17 protein-coding genes and 4 tRNA genes are annotated in these 20,951 nt (G+C 59.9%); all 21 read right to left on the bottom strand.

Annotated features, from left to right (window positions below):
- Positions 1–11: 11 nt before the first annotated feature.
- A complete protein-coding gene (gene rplW / locus DOM58_RS07450; protein WP_075563682.1) occupies positions 12–308 on the bottom strand; it encodes a 50S ribosomal protein L23 in 297 nt (98 codons plus the stop codon).
- Positions 305–910: a 50S ribosomal protein L4 gene (gene rplD / locus DOM58_RS07445; RefSeq protein WP_075563683.1), complete on the bottom strand. Its 606-nt coding sequence runs from the start codon at positions 908–910 to the stop codon at positions 305–307. Before rplD ends, rplW begins: the two co-directional genes overlap by 4 nt.
- 14 nt (positions 911–924) lie before the next feature.
- Positions 925–1,563 carry a 50S ribosomal protein L3 gene (gene rplC / locus DOM58_RS07440; RefSeq protein ID WP_075563684.1) on the bottom strand — a complete coding sequence of 213 codons (639 nt, stop codon included), beginning with the start codon at positions 1,561–1,563 and terminating at the stop codon, positions 925–927.
- 137 nt (positions 1,564–1,700) lie between these two features.
- A complete protein-coding gene (gene rpsJ, locus DOM58_RS07435) occupies positions 1,701–2,012 on the bottom strand; it encodes a 30S ribosomal protein S10 (RefSeq protein ID WP_035470365.1) in 312 nt (103 codons plus the stop codon).
- A gap of 175 nt (positions 2,013–2,187) precedes the next feature.
- The gene (tuf, locus tag DOM58_RS07430) at positions 2,188–3,381 is read right to left on the bottom strand and encodes an elongation factor Tu (protein ID WP_075563685.1); all 1,194 of its coding nucleotides are present in this window, start codon (positions 3,379–3,381) and stop codon (positions 2,188–2,190) included.
- A 29-nt stretch (positions 3,382–3,410) separates the two neighbouring features.
- Positions 3,411–5,531 carry an elongation factor G gene (gene fusA / locus DOM58_RS07425; protein ID WP_075563686.1) on the bottom strand — a complete coding sequence of 707 codons (2,121 nt, stop codon included), beginning with the start codon at positions 5,529–5,531 and terminating at the stop codon, positions 3,411–3,413.
- A gap of 18 nt (positions 5,532–5,549) precedes the next feature.
- Complete coding sequence (rpsG, locus tag DOM58_RS07420; protein WP_075563687.1) at positions 5,550–6,020, bottom strand: 30S ribosomal protein S7; 471 nt, start codon at positions 6,018–6,020, stop codon at positions 5,550–5,552.
- A gap of 116 nt (positions 6,021–6,136) precedes the next feature.
- A complete protein-coding gene (rpsL, locus tag DOM58_RS07415; protein WP_075563688.1) occupies positions 6,137–6,511 on the bottom strand; it encodes a 30S ribosomal protein S12 in 375 nt (124 codons plus the stop codon).
- Positions 6,512–6,682: 171 nt separating this feature from the next.
- Complete coding sequence (gene rpoC / locus DOM58_RS07410; protein ID WP_075563689.1) at positions 6,683–10,909, bottom strand: DNA-directed RNA polymerase subunit beta'; 4,227 nt, start codon at positions 10,907–10,909, stop codon at positions 6,683–6,685.
- Positions 10,910–10,999: 90 nt separating this feature from the next.
- Positions 11,000–15,076: a DNA-directed RNA polymerase subunit beta gene (gene rpoB / locus DOM58_RS07405; protein ID WP_110692363.1), complete on the bottom strand. Its 4,077-nt coding sequence runs from the start codon at positions 15,074–15,076 to the stop codon at positions 11,000–11,002.
- Between the two features lie 267 nt (positions 15,077–15,343).
- Positions 15,344–15,715 (bottom strand): 50S ribosomal protein L7/L12, encoded by a 372-nt coding sequence (gene rplL, locus DOM58_RS07400; RefSeq protein WP_075563691.1) that lies wholly within the window; start codon positions 15,713–15,715, stop codon positions 15,344–15,346.
- Positions 15,716–15,810: 95 nt separating this feature from the next.
- Positions 15,811–16,314 carry a 50S ribosomal protein L10 gene (gene rplJ, locus DOM58_RS07395; protein ID WP_075563692.1) on the bottom strand — a complete coding sequence of 168 codons (504 nt, stop codon included), beginning with the start codon at positions 16,312–16,314 and terminating at the stop codon, positions 15,811–15,813.
- A 284-nt stretch (positions 16,315–16,598) separates the two neighbouring features.
- Complete coding sequence (gene rplA / locus DOM58_RS07390; RefSeq protein WP_075563693.1) at positions 16,599–17,291, bottom strand: 50S ribosomal protein L1; 693 nt, start codon at positions 17,289–17,291, stop codon at positions 16,599–16,601.
- A 2-nt stretch (positions 17,292–17,293) separates the two neighbouring features.
- Positions 17,294–17,725, bottom strand: coding sequence for a 50S ribosomal protein L11 (rplK, locus tag DOM58_RS07385; RefSeq protein WP_075563694.1), 432 nt, complete (start codon positions 17,723–17,725; stop codon positions 17,294–17,296).
- 113 nt (positions 17,726–17,838) lie between these two features.
- The gene (nusG, locus tag DOM58_RS07380) at positions 17,839–18,372 is read right to left on the bottom strand and encodes a transcription termination/antitermination protein NusG (protein WP_075563695.1); all 534 of its coding nucleotides are present in this window, start codon (positions 18,370–18,372) and stop codon (positions 17,839–17,841) included.
- Between the two features lie 8 nt (positions 18,373–18,380).
- Positions 18,381–18,749, bottom strand: coding sequence for a preprotein translocase subunit SecE (secE, locus tag DOM58_RS07375; RefSeq protein ID WP_075563696.1), 369 nt, complete (start codon positions 18,747–18,749; stop codon positions 18,381–18,383).
- Positions 18,750–18,820: 71 nt separating this feature from the next.
- Positions 18,821–18,896 (bottom strand) — tRNA-Trp (locus tag DOM58_RS07370).
- Between the two features lie 153 nt (positions 18,897–19,049).
- Positions 19,050–19,124 (bottom strand) — tRNA-Thr (locus tag DOM58_RS07365).
- 20 nt (positions 19,125–19,144) lie between these two features.
- Positions 19,145–19,218: transfer RNA gene (locus DOM58_RS07360), tRNA-Gly, on the bottom strand.
- Between the two features lie 78 nt (positions 19,219–19,296).
- A tRNA-Tyr gene (locus DOM58_RS07355) sits at positions 19,297–19,380 on the bottom strand.
- Positions 19,381–19,571: 191 nt separating this feature from the next.
- The gene (locus DOM58_RS07350; RefSeq protein ID WP_110692362.1) at positions 19,572–20,549 is read right to left on the bottom strand and encodes a biotin--[acetyl-CoA-carboxylase] ligase; all 978 of its coding nucleotides are present in this window, start codon (positions 20,547–20,549) and stop codon (positions 19,572–19,574) included.
- Positions 20,550–20,951 lie beyond the last annotated feature (402 nt).

Genomic DNA, 20,951 nt, shown 5'->3' with positions numbered 1-20,951 from the left:
GTACTCCTGCCTTACTCGGCGCCAGAGAAGTCTTCGAGCGTTTCGCCCGCAGCCAAGGTTACGTACGCCTTGCGGTAACCCTTGCGCAGACCAGTGCCGAAGCGAGTGCGTTTGGTCTTGCCCTTGACGTTGAGCACCTGGACGCCGGCAACTTTCTTGCCGAACAGCGCCTCGACGGCTTTCTTGATCTCAGGCTTGGTCGCGTCCTGGGCCACCCGGAACACGTACTGATTGTTCTCGGCGGCAAGCGCGGCCTTCTCGGTCATGTGAGGTCCGAGCAGAACCTTGTATACGCGTTCCTGGTTCATCCCAGCTTCTCCTCGAATTTACGCAGAGCGGAGACGGTCATCAGCACCTTGTCGAAGGCAATCAGACTGACCGGATCGGCGGCCGCAGCATCGACCACATCGACGTTGGGGATGTTGCGGGCGGCCAGGTAGAGCTTCTCGTCGATATCTTCGGTGACGATCAGCACTTTCTCGAGCTCAAGATCCTTGAGCTTACCGACCAGCTCTTTGGTTCTGGGTGCTTCGACGGCGAACTCTTCGACCAGCACCAGACGGTCCTGACGGATCAGTTCGGACAGGATCGAACGCATGGCCGCACGATACATCTTGCGGTTGACCTTCTGCGTGTAATCCTGCGGACGAGCGGCGAACGTCACACCACCGCTGCGCCAGATCGGCGAACGGATGGTGCCGGCACGCGCGCGGCCGGTGCCTTTTTGGCGCCACGGCTTCTTGCCGCCGCCACGTACGTCGGAGCGGTTCTTCTGAGCACGGGTGCCCTGGCGGCCAGCCGCCAGATAGGCGGTAACGACCTGGTGCACCAACGCTTCGTTGAAGTCTTTGCCGAAGGTCGCTTCGGACACTTCGACGGTGCCAGCGGCACCTACGAGATTCAGATTCATCGGTCTCAGTCCCCTCAGCGAGCTTTCACGGCACTGCGCACAACGACATCACTGCCGGGTGCACCTGGCACGGCGCCCTTGATCAAAAGCAGATTGCGCTCGGTATCGATGCGCACCACTTCCAGCGTCTGGACGGTGACACGCTCGTTACCCATCTGACCGGCCATCTTCTTGCCTTTGAAAACACGACCTGGGGTCTGGCACTGACCGATGGAACCTGGCGCACGGTGAGAAAGCGAGTTGCCGTGGGTATTGTCCTGGGTACGGAAATTCCAGCGCTTGACGGCGCCCTGGAAGCCCTTGCCCTTGGACGTACCGGTCACATCGACTTTCTGACCAGCTTCAAAGAGGGATACGGTGAAGGAACCACCCACTTCCGGAGTCTCATCGTCTTCTGTCAGACGGAACTCCATCAGCGAACGGCCGGCCTCGATACCTGCCTTGGCGTATTGACCAGCAATCGCCTTGGTGAGGTGTTTGGCCTTGCGGGAGCCGGTCGTGACCTGCACCGCACGATAGCCGTCAGACTCGACGGTCTTGACGCTGGCGATGCGGTTGGGCTCAACCTCGATAACGGTTACGGGCACGGAAGCACCGTCTTCGGTGAAAACACGGGTCATGCCCGCCTTTTTACCGACTAAACCGATAGTCATGTTCAGTCTCCTATAGTGTACGGGGCTGTCACCCGCTATGGCTGCCCTTTCCAGAACATTCCACTAGCACATTGTATGGCGTCTCACGACGCGGCGGTGCTGTTGAACTCAGCGCCCGCTAGTGACTAGTGTTGGTTTCAGTCGAGTTTAATCTGCACGTCTACACCAGCGGCGAGATCGAGCTTCATCAGCGCATCGACGGTCTTTTCCGTCGGCTCGACGATGTCGAGAACGCGCTTGTGCGTGCGAATCTCATACTGATCGCGCGCGTCCTTGTTGACGTGCGGAGAGATCAGGATGGTGTAACGCTCGCGATTCGTCGGCAACGGAATCGGGCCACGCACCTGAGCGCCAGTGCGCTTGGCCGTATCCACGATTTCCTGAGCCGACTGATCGATCAGCCGATGGTCAAACGCTTTCAGCCGAATGCGAATCTTCTGGTTCTGCATTTACCTTATGCTCCACTGGATGCTGACGGCGCGAGCCGTCGACCCACGCGTTCAAAGGACGCGCATTATAGGAGAGCCCCGATCGAGAGTCAAACACCCTCTCTATCGAAGACCGTCAAACCCATACAGAAAAAGGGGCGCGTGAGCGCCCCTTCTTTAACCATCATCGAAACGCTTACTCGATGATCTTGGCTACCACGCCGGCGCCGACGGTACGACCGCCTTCGCGAATCGCGAAGCGCAGGCCGTCTTCCATGGCGATCGGAGCGATCAGCGTCACGACCATCTGGACGTTGTCGCCCGGCATGACCATCTCGACGCCTTCCGGCAGTTCACAGGTACCGGTAACGTCGGTGGTACGGAAGTAGAACTGCGGACGATAGCCCTTGAAGAACGGCGTGTGACGACCGCCTTCTTCCTTGGACAGGACGTAGACTTCGGCTTCGAACTTGGTATGCGGCTTGATGGTGCCCGGCTTGGCCAGAACCTGACCACGCTCGACGTCATCACGCTTGGTACCACGCAGCAGCGCACCCACGTTCTCGCCAGCACGACCTTCGTCGAGAAGCTTACGGAACATTTCGACGCCGGTGACGATCGTCTTGGTGGTGTCATGGATACCGACGATTTCGACTTCGTCGCCAGTCTTGACGATGCCGCGCTCGACACGACCGGTCACAACGGTACCGCGACCCGAGATGGAGAACACGTCTTCGATCGGCATCAGGAACGGCTGATCGATGGCACGCTCCGGCTCCGGAATGTACTCGTCCAGAGACTTGATCAGGTTGGCAACGGCGGTGGTACCCATGCCGTTATCATCCTTGCCTTCCAGCGCCATCAGTGCAGAACCGATGATGATCGGCGTGTCGTCGCCCGGGAAGTCGTACTCGGCCAGCAGCTCACGAACTTCCATCTCGACCAGCTCGAGCAGCTCTTCGTCATCGACCATGTCGGCCTTGTTCAGGAACACGACGATGTACGGAACACCAACCTGACGCGAAAGCAGGATGTGCTCGCGAGTCTGCGGCATCGGGCCGTCGGCAGCGGAACAGACCAGGATCGCGCCGTCCATCTGGGCAGCACCGGTGATCATGTTCTTGACGTAGTCAGCGTGTCCCGGGCAGTCGACGTGCGCGTAATGGCGAACTTCGGACTGATATTCGACGTGAGCGGTGGCGATGGTGATACCACGCTCGCGCTCTTCCGGAGCGTTGTCGATAGAGTCGAACTGACGCCACTCGCCACCGAAGACTTCGGCGGAAACACGAGTCAGTGCCGCTGTCAGGGTCGTCTTACCATGGTCGACGTGACCGATGGTGCCGACGTTGACGTGCGGTTTGGAGCGTTCAAATTTTTCCTTAGCCACTGCTATAACCTCTTTACGTTAGCTAACGGTTAACCGTTCTGATTGATGACGGCATCAACTACGCTGGATGGCGCCTCTTCGTAATTCGCAAACTCCATGGTGTAGCTTGCGCGTCCCTGGGTCTGAGAACGCAGATCGGTCGCGTAACCGAACATCTCAGCCAACGGAACCGTGGCGCGAATGACCTTGCCAGAAGAGGAGTCATCCATGCCCTGCACAAGGCCACGACGGCGGTTGAGGTCACCCATCACATCACCCATGAAATCCTCAGGGGTAACGACTTCGACCTTCATCACCGGCTCGAGCAACACGGCCTTAGCCTTACGAGCACCTTCTTTGATCGCCATGGAAGAGGCGACCTTGAACGCAGTCTCGTTGGAGTCCACGTCATGATAGGAACCGTCGAACAGCGTCACTTTGACGTCGATCATCGGGTAGCCCGCGATCACGCCGTTCTTGAGCTGTTCGTAAGCCCCTTTTTCGACGGCCGGCACGTACTCTTTCGGTACCGCACCACCGACAATGGCGGACGCGAACTTGAAGGTCATCTCCTCGTCCTCGCCCTTGTCTTCGGCCGTCAGCGGCTCGATGCGCAACCAGACGTGACCGTACTGGCCGCGACCACCTGACTGACGAACGAACTTGCCTTCCTGCTCCACCGACTGGCGGATGGTTTCACGGTAGGCAACCTGCGGCTTGCCGATGTTGGCCTCGACCTTGAACTCGCGACGCATACGGTCGACGAGGATATCGAGGTGCAACTCGCCCATGCCCGAGATGATGGTCTGACCGGTCTCTTCGTCGGTCTGGACACGGAAAGACGGATCTTCCTGTGCCAGCTTACCCAGAGCCACGCCCATCTTCTCCTGGTCCGGCTTGGACTTCGGCTCGACGGCGACGGAGATAACCGGCTCCGGAAACTCCATGCGCTCGAGAACGATCTTGTCGTTCAGGTCGCACAGCGTGTCGCCAGTCGTGACGTCTTTCAGGCCGATACACGCGGCGATGTCGCCGGCGTAGACTTCCTTGATCTCTTCACGCGAGTTGGCGTGCATCTGAACGATACGGCCGACACGCTCTTTCTTCGACTTCACGGAGTTGAAGATGCTGTCGCCGGACTTCAGGACGCCCGAGTAGACGCGCATGAAGGTCAGGGTACCCACGAACGGGTCGGTCGCGATCTTGAACGCCAGCGCCGAGAACGGTGCACTGTCATCGGCTTCACGCGTCGCGACGGTACCGTCCTTGTCATCCAGCTCACCTTCGATCGCCTTGACCTCGGTCGGCGACGGCAGGTACTCGATGACGCAGTCCAGAACGGCCTGAACGCCCTTGTTCTTGAACGCCGAACCACAGGTCACGAGAACGATCTCGTTGGCCAGGGTACGCGCCCGCAGACCCGCCTTGATTTCCGCTTCGGAGAGCTCGACCCCTTCGAGGTACTTGTCCATCAGCTCTTCGTTGGCTTCAGCCGCGGCTTCGACCATCTGCTCGCGATACTTCTCGGCGGTTTCCTGCAGGTCGGCCGGAATGTCGACCAACTCGTAGTTCATGCCGAAGTTGTCTTCGTCCCAGAGGATGGCCTTCATCTTGATGAGGTCGACCACGCCCTTGAACTCGTCTTCCGCGCCCCAGTTGATCTGGATCGGAACGACGTTGGCACCCAGACGGTCCTTGAGCTGGTCGATGACCATGAAGTAGTCGGCGCCGGCACGGTCCATCTTGTTGACGAACACCATGCGCGGAACTTCGTACTTGTTGGCCTGACGCCAGACGGTTTCCGTCTGCGGCTGCACACCGGAAGAGCCGCACAGCACGACGACCGCACCATCCAGTACGCGCAGCGAACGCTCGACTTCGATGGTGAAGTCGACGTGTCCCGGCGTATCAATGATGTTGATTCGATGCTCGTCGAACTGCTTGCTCATGCCCTGCCAGAAACAGGTCGTCGCCGCGGAGGTGATCGTGATGCCACGCTCCTGCTCCTGCTCCATCCAGTCCATGACGGCAGCGCCCTCATGAACCTCACCCACCTTGTGGGACAGGCCGGTATAGAACAGAACACGCTCGGTGGTCGTAGTCTTGCCGGCGTCGACGTGGGCAACGATACCGATATTGCGATAACGCTTGAGTGGTGTCTTTCGTGCCACGATGGAAGTCCCCGTTGTTTAGAAGCGGTAGTGGGAGAAGGCCTTGTTGGCATCTGCCATGCGGTGCACGTCTTCACGCTTCTTCACAGCAGCACCCTTGCCTTCTGCGGCGTCCAGCATTTCGCCAGCAAGACGTTGGGCCATGGTCTTTTCGCCGCGGCTACGGGCCGCATCGGCCAGCCAGCGCATGGCCAGCGCGTGACGGCGTGACGGGCGAACTTCCACAGGCACCTGGTAGGTCGCGCCGCCAACGCGGCGAGATTTGACCTCGACCATCGGCTGGATGGCTTCCAGCGCCTTTTCAAAGATGTCCAGCGGCGCCTCGCTACTACGCTCGGCAACCCTGTCCAGCGCACCATAGACGATGCGCTCAGCTACGGACTTCTTGCCGCTGATCATCAGATGGTTCATGAACTTGGCCAGGCGCTCACTTCCGAACTTGGGATCCGGAAGGATCTCGCGCTTAGCGACAACTCTTCTTCTTGGCATGATAAGCCCTCTCGTTAAGGGTCGTTCAGGTAAACCCGGCATGCGCAACGCTGGTTAGCGAAAGCGGCCGACCTTACTCTTATCTGACCGATGATGGATGGTGGTAGCGTCCGAAATCAGGACTTGGGACGCTTGGTGCCGTATTTGGAACGGCCCTGCCGACGATTCTGCACACCGGAGGTGTCGAGGGCGCCGCGGACGGTGTGATAACGCACACCCGGCAAATCCTTGACGCGGCCGCCACGAATCAGGACCACGGAGTGTTCCTGCAGGTTGTGGCCTTCACCGCCGATATAAGAACTGACTTCAAAACCGTTGGTCAGACGCACACGACACACCTTACGCAGGGCCGAGTTCGGCTTCTTGGGCGTAGTGGTGTAGACGCGGGTACAGACCCCACGGCGTTGCGGGCAGGCCTGCAGCGCCGGCACGTCGCTGGTGGCGACGGGGCGCTTGCGCGGCTTGCGCACGAGCTGGTTGATCGTTGCCATAGTGTTTAGCTGACTCCAATGGGTTGCCTTGCCTTATGCCCGGGTCTTGGCGCACGGCCTTCGCATCGGCCGGTTGCACTACCCCTGCATAAAGGCTGCGCATTCTAATCAGTTGTCATGAGACCCGTCAAGACCGCTCGCCCCGTGGGACGAGCGGTCCGAGGTCATGACCTAGAGATCGTCGTCATCGGCATCGAGCGCGGTGAGCTGTGCACCCAGCTCCTGCTCGACATCGAATGCCGACGGCTGCAGCGTGCGCCCGGACTCTTCGCGCTTGCGACGCCGCTCGTCGTGATGAGCCAGACCCGTACCCGCCGGAATCAGACGTCCCACCACCACGTTTTCCTTCAGGCCGCGCAGATAATCGCGCTTGCCGGTCACCGCCGCCTCGGTCAGCACCCGCGTCGTCTCCTGGAACGATGCCGCGGAGATGAACGACTCGGTCGCCAACGACGCCTTGGTGATACCCAGCAGCAGACGCTCGTACTTGGCCGGGAATTTCTCGGTCGTCTCGAGACGCGCGTTCTCTTCGAGGACGCGTACCAGTTCGACCTGATCGCCGGGGATAAAGGTGGAATCGCCGGAATCGGTGATCTCGACCTTGCGCAGCATCTGACGCACGATGACTTCGATGTGCTTGTCGTTGATGCTCACGCCCTGCAGACGATAGACATCCTGGATCTCGACGGTGATGTACTTGGCCAGCTCCGCCACACCCAGCAGCCGCAGAATATCGTGCGGATTGCTCGGACCATCGGAGATGACCTCGCCCTTCTCGACCGTTTCGCCTTCGAACACCCCGATCTGACGCCATTTCGGGATCAGCATCTCCAGCGGATCACCTTCCTTCGGCGTGATCGTCAGACGACGCTTGCCCTTGGTTTCCTTGCCGAAGCTGATCGTACCGTTGATCTCGGCGAGGATGGACGGCTCCTTCGGCTTGCGCGCCTCGAACAGGTCGGCGACACGCGGCAGACCACCGGTGATGTCCTTGTTACCGGACGCTTCCAGCGGAATACGCGCGATGACCTCGCCCACACCGATCTCGGTACCGTTCTCCGCCGCGACGATGGCACGGCCCGGCAGCAGATACTGCACCGGCGTGTTGGAACCCGGCAGCGTCACGTGTTCGCCGTCTTCCCCGACCAGCATGATCATCGGACGCTTGTCGCGGCCGGAAGCCGGACGGGCAGCCGCCTCGATCACTTCGATGTTCGACAGGCCGGTCATCTCGTCGACCGTGCGCGTCATGGTCAGACCTTCGGTCATGTCCGTGAACTGCGCCTTGCCCTGTACTTCGGCAACGACCGGGTGGGTGTGAGGATCCCACTTCGCAACCACCTGACCGCCTTCGACGTGATCGCCGTCCTTGACCGACAGCTCGGCACCGTAGGGCAGCTTATAGTACTCGCGCTCGCGGCCGTGGTCGTCGGCGACGGCCAGGGCGCTCGAGCGAGACACCACGATCAGCTTGCCATCGGCACGTTCAACCGACTTGATGTTGTGCAGTCGGACACTGCCGCCATGCTTGACCTGGACGCTGTCGACCGCCGAAGCACGCGAGGCCGCACCACCGATGTGGAACGTACGCATGGTCAGCTGGGTACCCGGCTCACCGATGGACTGGGCCGCAATGACGCCGACCGCTTCCCCGATGTTGACCTGATGCCCGCGGGCCAGATCGCGGCCGTAGCAGGACGAGCAGACGCCGTGAGAGGTTTCACAGCTGATCGGGCTACGCACGATGATCTCGTCGACACCCATGGTGTCGAGTTCCTGACACCAGGCTTCGTCGAGCAGCGTCCCTTTGGCGATCAGCACTTCGTCGGTCTGCGGGTCGATGACGTCCTGTGCCACGACTCGGCCCAGTACACGCTGTGCCAGTGACACGATGACGTCGCCGCCTTCGATCACCGGGTGCAGTGTCAGCCCCTTCTCGGTGCCGCAATCTTCTTCGGTGATCACCAGATCCTGGGCCACGTCGACCAGACGACGCGTCAGGTAACCGGAGTTGGCGGTCTTGAGTGCCGTGTCCGCCAGACCCTTACGCGCGCCGTGCGTGGAGATGAAGTACTGGAGTACGTTCAGGCCTTCACGGAAGTTGGCGGTGATCGGCGTCTCGATGATCGAGCCGTCCGGCTTCGCCATCAGGCCTCGCATACCGGCCAGCTGACGAATCTGGGCCGCACTACCACGGGCACCGGAGTCGGCCATGATGAAGACGCTGTTGAACGAGTCCTGTTCGACTTCGTTGCCGTCGCGATCGGTCACGGTCTCTTTCGAGATCACGGCCATCATCGCCTTGGCGACCTTGTCGTTGGCCTTGGACCAGATATCGATGACCTTGTTGTACTTCTCGCCCGCGGTCACCAGACCGGAGGAGAACTGGTCTTCGATCTCCTTGACCTCGTCCTCGGCCGCATCGACGATCTCGGCCTTGGCATCCGGAATGACGAAGTCATTGACGCCGATGGAGGCGCCGGACCACGTCGCCAGACGGAAACCGGTGTACATCAGCTGGTCGGCAAAGATGACCGCGTCTTTCAACCCGGTACGCCGGTAGACCTCGTTGATCAGCCCGGAGATTGCCTTCTTCTTCATCGGACGGTCGACAAGCTCGAACGGCATCCCCTTCGGCAGAATGCGGAACAGCAGCGCACGGCCGACGGTGGTGTCCTTGATCGAGGTGGTTTCGGTCAGTTCGGTGACCTCGCCATCCTTCTCGTCGGACAGCCACTCGGTCAGACGCACCCTGACCCGAGCGTGCATCGAGACGTTGTGGGTCGCGAAAGCACGATCCAGCTCGTTGAGATTGGCAAATACCTTGCCTTCGCCCTTGGCGTTGATGCGCTCGCGAGTCATGTAATAGAGGCCGAGCACGACGTCCTGGGACGGCACGATAATCGGCTCACCGTTGGCCGGCGACAGCACGTTGTTGGTCGACATCATCAGCGCACGCGCTTCGAGCTGGGATTCCAGCGTCAGCGGCACGTGAACGGCCATCTGGTCACCGTCGAAGTCGGCGTTGTAGGCCGCACAGACCAGCGGGTGCAGCTGAATCGCCTTGCCTTCGATCAGCAGCGGCTCGAACGCCTGGATGCCGAGACGGTGCAGCGTCGGCGCACGGTTGAGCAGGACCGGGTGCTCGCGGATGACGTCGGCGAGGATGTCCCACACTTCCGGCAGCTCACGCTCGACCATCTTCTTGGCGGCCTTGATAGTGGACGCCTGCCCGCTGCCCTGCAGCTTGGAATAGATGAACGGCTTGAACAGCTCGAGTGCCATCTTCTTAGGCAGACCGCACTGATGCAGACGCAGGGTCGGACCAACGGTGATGACGGAACGGCCTGAGTAGTCGACACGCTTGCCCAGCAGGTTCTGGCGGAAACGCCCCTGCTTGCCCTTGATCATGTCGGCCAGCGACTTCAGCGGACGCTTGTTGGAGCCGGTGATGGCACGACCGCGACGGCCGTTGTCGAGCAGCGCATCGACCGATTCCTGCAGCATGCGCTTCTCGTTACGCACGATGATATCCGGCGCATTGAGATCGAGCAGGCGCTTGAGGCGGTTGTTGCGGTTGATCACGCGACGATACAGATCGTTGAGATCCGAGGTCGCGAAACGGCCGCCGTCCAGCGGGACCAGCGGACGCAGATCCGGCGGCAGCACCGGCAGCACTTCCATGACCATCCACGCCGGCGCGTTGCCGGACTTGTAGAAGGCTTCCAGCAGCTTGAGGCGCTTGGAAAGCTTCTTGATCTTGGTCTCGGAGTTGGTCTGCGGAATCTCCTCGCGCAGACGATCGATCTCTTCTTCCAGATCGATGTCCTTGAGCAGTGCCTGAACGGCTTCGGCGCCCATGCGGGCATCGAAATCGTCGCCGAACTCTTCGAGCGCCTCGAAATACTGCTCGTCGTTGAGCAGCTGACCGCGCTCGAGCGTGGTCATGCCCGGATCGATCACGACGAACGATTCGAAATAGAGCACACGCTCGATGTCACGCAGGGTCATGTCCAGGAACATGCCGATGCGTGACGGCAGCGACTTCAGAAACCAGATGTGGGCGACCGGCGAGGCCAGCTCGATATGACCCATGCGCTCGCGGCGAACCGCGGCCTTGGTCACTTCGACGCCGCACTTCTCGCAGATGATGCCGCGATGCTTCATGCGCTTGTACTTGCCGCACAAGCACTCGTAATCCTTGACCGGCCCGAAGATCTTGGCGCAGAAAAGCCCGTCGCGTTCAGGCTTGAACGTACGGTAGTTGATGGTCTCCGGCTTCTTGACTTCGCCGTATGACCAGGAGCGAATCATTTCCGGCGAGGCAAGCGTGATCTTGATCGCCTCGAACTCGTCAGATTGCGCCTGTGACTTGAGGACTTTCACCAAATCTTTCATGGGATCGCTCCGTTGCGGAGTTGTCATGAGCGGGGCCGCGAATCACTCGCTCGCCCCGCAAACCGTCGCTATCGATCGACTGTGCCGGTCTTAGCTTTCCAATTCGATATCGATACCCAGCGAGCGGATTTCCTTCACCAGCACATTGAAGGATTCCGGCATACCGGCCTGCATGGTGTGGTCGCCATCCACGATGCTCTTGTACATCTTGGTACGACCTTCGACGTCATCCGATTTCACGGTGAGCATCTCCTGCAGGGTGTAGGCGGCGCCATACGCCTCGAGTGCCCACACTTCCATCTCACCGAAGCGCTGACCGCCGAACTGCGCCTTGCCACCCAGCGGCTGCTGCGTGACCAGCGAGTAGGAACCGGTGGAGCGCGCGTGCATCTTGTCGTCGACCAGGTGGTTGAGCTTCAGCATGTACATGTAGCCCACGGTCACCGGACGATCGAACGACTCACCGGTACGCCCGTCGTAGAGCGTCATCTGGCCGGATTCCGGCAGATCGGCAAGCTTCAGCAGATGCTTGATCTCGTGCTCCTTGGCACCGTCGAACACCGGCGTCGCGATCGGCACGCCACCGCGCAGGTTTTTGGCCAGGGTGATGATCTCGTCGTCGGTCAGAGAGTCGATATCTTCCTGACGCGCACCCTCAGTGTTGTAGACCTGCTTGAGGAACTCGCGGATCTCGCCGACCTGCTGCTCGCGGGCATCACGCAACATCCGGTCGATCTTGACGCCGAGACCGTGAGCCGCCATGCCCAGGTGAGTCTCGAGAATCTGACCGACGTTCATGCGTGAAGGCACGCCCAACGGGTTGAGCACCACGTCGACCGGCTGACCATTGTCGTCGAACGGCATGTCCTCGATCGGCATGATCGCGGAGATGACACCCTTGTTACCGTGACGACCGGCCATCTTGTCGCCCGGCTGGATGCGACGCTTGACCGCCAGGTAGACCTTGACGATCTTGAGCACGCCCGGCGCCAGGTCGTCGCCCTGGGTCAGCTTGCGTTTCTTGTCTTCGAAACGCTCGTCCATCTCCTTGCGACGATTTTCCAGCTGTTCGTCGGCCTGGGCCAGCAGCTCGTTGAGGGTCTCGTTCTGCATGCGCAGCTTGAACCACTGCTGACGCGGCAGCTCATCGAGATAGTCCTTGCTCAGCACGTCGCCTTTCTTCAGCGTCGGGCCGCCGTTGACAGCTTCGCCTTCCAGCGTGCGCTGGAGACGCTCGAACGTGGCGTCTTCGGCGATACGGTAGGTCTCCTGGAGATCCTTGCGCACTTCGTCGAGCTGCTGCTGCTCGATGGACAGTGCACGGGAATCCTTCTCGACGCCGTCGCGGGTGAACACCTGGACGTCGATGACGGTACCGCGCATGCCGGTCGGCGCACGCAGCGAGGTGTCCTTAACGTCGGACGCCTTCTCACCGAAGATCGCACGCAGGAGCTTTTCCTCCGGCGTCAGTTGGGTCTCGCCCTTGGGCGTGACCTTGCCGACCAGAATGTCGCCGGCGCCGACTTCGGCACCGATATAGACAACCCCGGCTTCATCCAGCTTGCCCAGCGCCGACTCGCCCACGTTGGGAATGTCGGAGGTGATTTCCTCCGCGCCCAGCTTGGTGTCACGAGAGACACAGGTCAGTTCCTGGATGTGGATCGTGGTAAAACGATCGTCCTCGACCACGCGCTCAGAGACGAGGATGGAATCCTCGAAGTTGTAGCCGTTCCACGGCATGAACGCGAGACGCATGTTCTGACCCAGCGCCAGGTCACCCATGTCGACGGACGGGCCATCGGCGAGGATATCGCCACGCGCGACCTCGTCGCCCGGGCGCACGATCGGACGCTGGTTCTGACAGGTGTTCTGGTTCGAGCGCACGTACTTGGTCAGGTTGTAGATGTCGACCCCGGCTTCACCGCCGATGATCTCATCTTCGCTGACACGCACAACGACACGCTTGGCATCGACCGAGTCGATCACGCCACCACGACGGGCCACGGCGCAGACACCGGAATCACGAGCGACGAAACGCTCCATGCCGGTACCCACCAGCGGCTTGTCGGCGCGCAGGGTCGGCACCGCCTGACGCTGCATGTTCGAGCCCATCAGGGCGCGGTTGGCGTCATCGTGCTCGAGGAACGGAATCAGCGCGGCGGCCACGGAAACGACCTGACGCGGCGACACGTCCATCAACGTGACCTTGTCCGGCGCCATGAAGGTGGTTTCACCCTTGTGACGCACCTGGACCAGATCGTCGATCAGCTTGTTGCCTTCGTCGACCGTGGCCGAAGCCTGGGCGATGATGAAGTCGCCCTCTTCGATCGCCGACAGATGCACGATCTCGTCGGTCAACTGACGATCCACGACCTTACGGTACGGCGTCTCGAGGAAACCGTAGCTGTTGGTCTTGGAATAGGTCGCCAACGAGTTGATCAGACCGATGTTCGGACCTTCCGGCGTCTCGATCGGGCACAGGCGACCGTAGTGCGTGGCGTGAACGTCGCGCACTTCGAAGCCGGCACGCTCGCGGGTCAGACCACCCGGCCCAAGCGCGGAAACACGACGCTTGTGCGTGACCTCGGAGAGCGGGTTGTTCTGATCCATGAACTGGGACAGCTGCGAAGAACCGAAGAACTCCTTCACCGCCGCCGCCACCGGCTTGGCGTTGATCAGATCCTGCGGCATCAGGCCCTCGCTCTCCGCCATGGAGAGACGCTCCTTGACCGCACGCTCGACGCGCACCAGGCCGACGCGGAACTGGTTCTCGGCCATTTCGCCGACACAACGGATGCGGCGGTTGCCCAGGTGATCGATATCGTCGACTTCACCGAAGCCGTTACGGATACTGATCAGCTCTTTCAGGACATCGAGAATGTCCTGGTTGGCAAGTACGCCGGATCCGGTATCGCCTTCACGACGCAGACGACGGTTGAACTTCATTCGACCGACGCCCGAGAGATCGTAGCGGTCTTCAGAGAAGAACAGGTTGTGGAACAGCGTCTCGGCCGCCTCCTTGGTCGGCGGCTCGCCGGGACGCATCATGCGATAGATCTCGACCAGCGCTTCCAGTGCGGAGCGCGTGGTGTCCACCTTCAGCGTATCGGAGATGAACGAGCCGGCGTCGAGATCGTTGGTGTAGAGCGTTTCCAACTGGGTAACACCGCCCTGTCCCAGCTTCTCGAGCAGTTCCGGCGTCAGTTCGGTGTTGCATTCGCAGATCAGTTCGCCGGTCTTGGTGTCGACCTGATCCTTGGCCAGCGTCTTGCCGAACAGATAGTCCATCGGCACCTGAAGACGCTCGAGCCCGGCTTTTTCCAGCTGGCGAATATGCTTCTGGGTAACACGACGACCTTCTTCGACGATGACGTTACCGTCGCCGTCCTTGATCTCGAACGTCGCGGTTTCACCACGCAGGCGCGACGGCACCAGTTCCACGTAGACGCCATCCGTCTCGATGTGGAACGTGCTGGTTTCGAAGAAGGTCTCGAGGATCTGCTCGGCATTCATGCCCAGCGCGCGCATCAGGACGGTGGCCGGCAACTTGCGGCGACGGTCGATACGCACGAAGACGTTGTCTTTCGGATCGAACTCGAAATCCAGCCAGGAGCCGCGGTAAGGAATGATCCGCGCGGAATAAAGCAGCTTCCCGGAGGAGTGGCTCTTGCCCTTGTCGTGATCGAAGAACACGCCCGGCGAGCGGTGAAGCTGGGAGACGATGACGCGCTCGGTACCGTTGACGACGAAGGTACCGTTCTCGGTCATCAGGGGGATTTCCCCCATGTAGACTTCCTGCTCCTTAATGTCCTTGATGGCCTTGTTCGACGACTCTTTGTCGTAGATGATCAGGCGCACCTTGACGCGCAGCGGTGCCGAATAGGTCACCCCGCGAAGCTGGCACTCCTTGACGTCGAAGCCCGGTGTGCCAAAGCGATAACTGACATACTCGAGCGCCGCGTTGCCTGAAAAACTCTCGATCGGGAATACGGACTTGAAGGCCGCATTGAGACCGGTCTCGAGACGCTCTTCCGGCGCCCGGTCCTGCTGGAGAAAGTCGTAATAGGAATCAAGCTGGATGGCCAGCAGGTAGGGCACATCCATTACTTGAGGCAGTTTGCCGAAATCCTTGCGGATGCGTTTTTTCTCAGTGTATGAGTAAGCCATCTGTATTCCCCAGCTTGTTCACCATGGGTGACCGGTGCGTGTTCGGCGCTCCCTAGCGGGGCTGACCCCGTTAGGCGCTGACGGCAAGCCTCCCGAATGAGGGAGCTCGCCGTCGGAATTCGTCTAGTGGCTACAATCCTGATCTTGGGGAAGCCCCTCGATCAGGCGTACTAACGCCAGGCTAGCAAAAACAGAAAAAGGCCGGCAGCGGGCATGCCCGCCACCAGCCGTGGCGCTTACACAGCGCGTGAAGCCTTGAGCACGGAGTTACTTGAGCTCCACAGAGGCGCCGGCTTCTTCCAGTTTCTTCTTGGCTTCTTCAGCGTCGTCCTTGGACAGACCTTCCTTGATAGTCGCCGGTGCGCCGTCGACGGCACCCTTGGCTTCTTTCAGGCCCAGACCGGTGATTTCGCGGACGACCTTGATGACGTTGACTTTCTTGTCACCGGCAGCGGTCAGAACCACGGAGAACTCGGTCTGCTCTTCTTCAGCAGCCGCATCACCGCCACCCGGGCCAGCGACAACGGCAGCAGCGGCAGAAACGCCGAACTTTTCTTCCATTGCAGAAACCAGTTCCGCAACTTCCATCACGGACATTTCGGCAACAGCGTTGATGATGTCTTCTTGAGAAAGTGCCATGTTTCAGATTCCTAAACTTTGCGGAGCCCCAGCCGGCGTCGGCCAAGTGCTCGTTGATTCAATAGTCGACTCAGTCTGCGCGAGCAGGCCACCTATCAGGCGGCTTCTTCCTGCTTTTGATCGCGAACAGCTGCAAGAGTACGAACCAGCTTGCCGGCAGAAGCTTCCTTCATGACGGACATCAGCTTGGCAATCGCTTCATCGTAAGTCGGCAACGTCGCCAGACGGTCGATATCAGCAGCCGGGATCATCTCCCCTTCGTAAGCCAGCGCCTTGACTTCAAATTCCTTCTGCGACTTACCGAACTCCTTGAACAGCCGCGCCGCAGCGCCGGGATGTTCGTAGGAGAAGGCCAGCAGCGTGGGGCCTGAGAAAGTCTCGTTCAGGCACTCCCATGAAGTCCCTGACAGCGCGCGACGTGCCAGCGTGTTGCGGACAACACGAATCTGGACGCCATTCTCGCGAGCCTGTTTGCGCAAGTTGGTCATTGCGCTAACGGTCACACCGCGAGAGTCGGCAACTACGACGGAAAGAGCGTCCTTAGCGGCTTCACTGACCTCGGCAACAATTGCTTTCTTGCCTTCGAGTGCTAGTGGCACAGTGGTTACTCCTTCATGCCGGGGGCGACAATGTCGCGACCCGGTGGTTACCATCTCTTCCGCCTTGCTTCGGCGAAAGTCTTGGACGATGGCTGCACACCTGAATCGGCGAGCAACACCATCTGCGCAGGCATCCCTTGAGGACGAACCCCAGGAAGATTAAGCCGGCTCGACTGCCGACACCTGCGGTCTTTGACGGTGCCCCGCCCCACCCCGCCGAAACAGCCCTGGAGCTGTGACAACGGTGCACGGGGACCGCAAAGTTACTGCCTGGTGATCACCGATCACGCGTAAGCGCTGTGATCGACGGTCAGACCCGGCCCCATGGTGCTGGACAGGGTCACTTTCTTGAGATAGATGCCCTTGGAAGTACTCGGCTTGAGGCGCTTGAGGTCGTTGACCAGCGCTTCGAGATTGCCCTTGAGTGCTTCGGCCGGAAAATCCACCTTACCGATAGAGGCATGAATGATGCCGTTCTTGTCGGTACGGAAACGGACCTGGCCCGCCTTGGCGTTCTTGACCGCAGTCGCCACGTCGGGCGTCACGGTGCCGACTTTCGGGTTCGGCATCAGGCCACGCGGGCCGAGAATCTGACCCAGCTGACCAACGACGCGCATGGCGTCCGGCGCTGCAACGACAACGTCAAAGTTCATGTTGCCTTTCTTGACGTCGTCGGCGAGGTCTTCCATACCCACGATATCGGCGCCAGCTTCTTTGGCCGCTTCCGCTGCGGCGCCCTGGGCAAATACGGCGACGCGGACGTCACGACCGGTACCATTCGGCAGCACGGTAGCGCCACGTACGACCTGGTCGGATTTACGCGGATCGACACCCAAGTTGATGGAAACTTCGACAGCTTCCTTGAACTTGACGGTCGACACTTCAGACAGCAGCGCGACGGCTTCTTCCAGCGAGTAGACCTTACCCAGCTCGACCTTCTCGCGAATCATCTGAGCGCGTTTTGTCAGTTTTGCCATGATCAGAGGCCCTCCACGTTGAGGCCCATGCTGCGGGCGCTGCCAGCAATGGTGCGAACGGCGGCGTCGAGATCGGCAGCCGTCAGATCCGGCTCTTTGGCCTTGGCGATATCTTCGAGCTGCTCACGAGTCACGGTGCCGACCTTGGTCTTGTTCGGCACGCCGGAACCGGATTTGATACCCGCGGCTTTCTTCAGCAGCACGGCGGCCGGCGGCGTCTTGGTGACAAAGGTAAAGCTGCGGTCGCTATAAACCGTGATCACGACCGGCGTCGGCAAGCCCGGCTCGATCTCTTGGGTCGCGGCATTGAACGACTTGCAGAATTCCATGATATTGACGCCATGCTGACCCAGCGCAGGGCCCACGGGCGGACTCGGATTGGCCTTACCAGCTGCGACCTGCAGCTTGATGTAGGCCTGAACTTTCTTAGCCATGATTTACTCCCTTCGGGTACGAACGCCTTGCGGCTCCCCGGTTGATTGGCAAATTGCCAACGTTAACATCGCGACACCCTCGGGCGTCGCGGTGACTCGATTCTGGACGACGCTCAGTCCTTGACCACCTGGGCAAATTCGAGCTCGACCGGCGTCGAGCGCCCGAAGATCAGCACACTGACCTGCAAGCGGCTCTTCTCGTAATTGACTTCTTCCACGACGCCGTTGAAATCGGCGAACGGACCATCGACGACGCGAACGGCTTCGCCCGGCTCGAAGAGAGTCTTGGGACGCGGCTTGTCGGTACCATCCTGCACACGGCGCAGGATCGCATCGGCTTCTTTCTGGGTGATCGCAGCTGGCTTCTCCGGCGTTCCACCGATGAAACCCATCACGCGCGGGGTCTCTTTGACCAAGTGCCAGGTCTGTTCGTTCATTTCCATCTCGACCAGCACGTAGCCGGGATAGAACTTGCGCTCGCTCTTGCGACGCTTGCCGTCACGCATTTCGACGACTTCCTCGGTCGGAACCAGGATGTCACCGAACTGATCTTCGACACCGTATAGCTTGACGCGCTCGAGCAGCGAACGCATCACCTGCTTTTCAAAGCCGGAATAAGCGTGAACGACATACCAACGCTTGGACATGAAAACTCCTAGCCAATGATTCCGGACATCGCCCAACCAAGGACGGTATCGATAAGCCACAGCAACAGACCCACAACCAGAACGGCCGCCAACACGATCAGCGTCGTTTGAATGGTTTCCTGTCGAGTCGGCCAGACGACGCGCTGAATTTCGCGCTTGGATCCGCGCGCGAGCTCCATCAACGCCTGCCCTTTTGCCGTGGTCAACGCGATGGCGGCGGCGATACCACAGAGGACGACGACGCCCAGCACGCGATACAGCAGAGCCTGATCCGCGAACCAAGCGTTACCGCCGATCGCGACTGCCAGCAGCAACACCACGACGATCCACTTGGGGGTATCGTAGCGTGACTCCTGCACCTCGGCGTTGTGCTTCATGAAAACTCCTCAACTCAAGGCGCGGTAACCAAACAAGACAAGATAGCAATACAAGCCAGCCTGGGGAAGACTGGCAGGCCAGGAGGGAATCGAACCCCCAACCTGCGGTTTTGGAGACCGCTGCTCTGCCAATTGAGCTACTGGCCTGCAACTACACATCCGAGAAGCACCCGGAAATTAGGAGGGCGCTATGATAGCGAAGAGATACCGGAAAAAGCAATCCCATCCGGCATTTTTCTTTTACCACCAAAAAAGCGAGCCAACGCTCGCTTTCCACGCATCAAGTTCGATGACTGAAAATGGAGCTCATGGACGGAATTGAACCGTCGACCTCACCCTTACCAAGGGTGTGCTCTACCCCTGAGCTACATGAGCCTGCACATCACCAACATCGATGGAGCGGGTAGTGGGAATCGAACCCACACCATCAGCTTGGAAGGCTGAGGTTCTACCATTGAACTATACCCGCCTACCCGCTCTGACTCCGGCTTGCCGAAGCAGACCGTTACAACTTTTCTTCACGAAAACCGGGGTTTTCATCAAAATCTGGTGGAGAGGGAAGGATTCGAACCTTCGAAGCTTTCGCGGCAGATTTACAGTCTGCTCCCTTTGGCCACTCGGGAACCTCTCCATACCGGCGGCAGATTTTACACTGCCAAACATTGATGTCAAGCCTCTGTTTTTACTCAACTTACAGAACTATCGACCAATGGCCTTGCGCTCAAAGCGGGGCGCATTGTTTCAAAGCAGGCCGGCAAATGCAAGCCAAAAAACAGATTTCCTCCATCGCCTGACCATGTGCACTCCTCGTCAGGCTGGCCATTACACCGGGCGGACACTGATCTCACCGCCCGTCAACGCATGCTCACCGCTTGCAGTCTCCACTCTCAAATTACCATTCTCGTCGACGTCGTTCGCCCTGGCCGCATAGGAGGTGTTGCCCTGATGGATTCGAATCGATCGCCCGGCATAGGCATGTCGGGCGTTCCATCGATCCCGCCAGGCGCTGAAGCCATGCTGTTCAAACAACGGCAGCATCGTCAGTAACGATTCGATCAACGAGGCTGCCAGCGCGTTTCGGGAGACACCTTCGACAACTTCCGAGAGCGCGGCGATAGGTTGCCCAGCCGCCTGGCGAACGGCTTCATCGAGAAAGACATTCACGCCAATGCCAATGACCACCTCGCAGGGCCCTTCGACATCCCCCGTCACCTCGAGCAGAATGCCTGCGAGCTTACGCCAGTCGCCGTCAACGAGCAGCAGCACGTCATTAGGCCATTTCAGGGCGACTTCACCCCCCATGGCCTCGATGACCTCGGCCAACACCACGCCGACCGCGAGGCTCAGCCCCTCGAGCGCAGCCACGCCCGCCTCGAACCGCCAACCCAGAGAAAGAATCAGGCTTCCGCCCCAGCTGGTGCTCCAGACCTTTCCTCGTCGTCCTCGTCCTGCCGTCTGGCTTTCGGCCAGACAGACTTCCCCGTGCCCCGCACCGTGCCGAAAGCGATCGCGCAGGAAAGTATTGGTGGAATCCAGCACGTCCTCTACGTAAAGGCGCTTGAGGTGGTGGCGGGGTCCGGCAGAGAGCTGTGAGACGATACCTGCCCCATCCAGAGATTCCAACGCGTTGACCAGCCGATAGCCGCGCCCTTTGACCGCCTCGAGCGGTAGCCCCATCGCTTCCAGCTTCTTGAGCTGCTTCCAGACTGCGGTACGTGTCACGCCCAGGTGCTGGCCCAGCTGCTGACCGGAGTGGTAATTGCCGTCGCCGAGCAAACGAATCAGGTCACCGATACTCATCTAGGAACGCCTGCCAATAAAAGCCACATTCTAGCGAAATCCCGCCTGCCTCGTAACTTCGCAAGCTACCGCCACGATCGGCGCCATGAACGCCATACTCTGTTCTACATTACTCCCCGCGCATGGCGTAAGGGAGGCCCAGCCGGCGCAATCGAGCGCTCTCTTCAGCCATAAAAAAACCCCAGCCTGTTGGCTGGGGGTTGGGATAGATGCCTGACGATACCCGGCCGGCGCTCCGGGACTCTTCATGGGGAGCCCCCCTAAACTCATGGAGAGACCCCCAAACGAATGAACCCCGACCAGCGGCCGGGGTTCGAAATCCATGCGCTATCGGTCCTGATTTTCTTCAGGCATAAAAAAACCCCAGCCTATTGGCTGGGGTTTCGGATAGATGCCTGACGA

It is taken from the genome of Salinicola halophyticus (assembly GCF_003206695.1).
In the GTDB taxonomy this organism is placed as follows: Bacteria; Pseudomonadota; Gammaproteobacteria; order Pseudomonadales; family Halomonadaceae; genus Salinicola; species Salinicola halophyticus.
The sequence above is the reverse complement of the archived record's forward strand: the minus strand, read 5'-3'. Positions and strand labels throughout refer to the sequence as shown.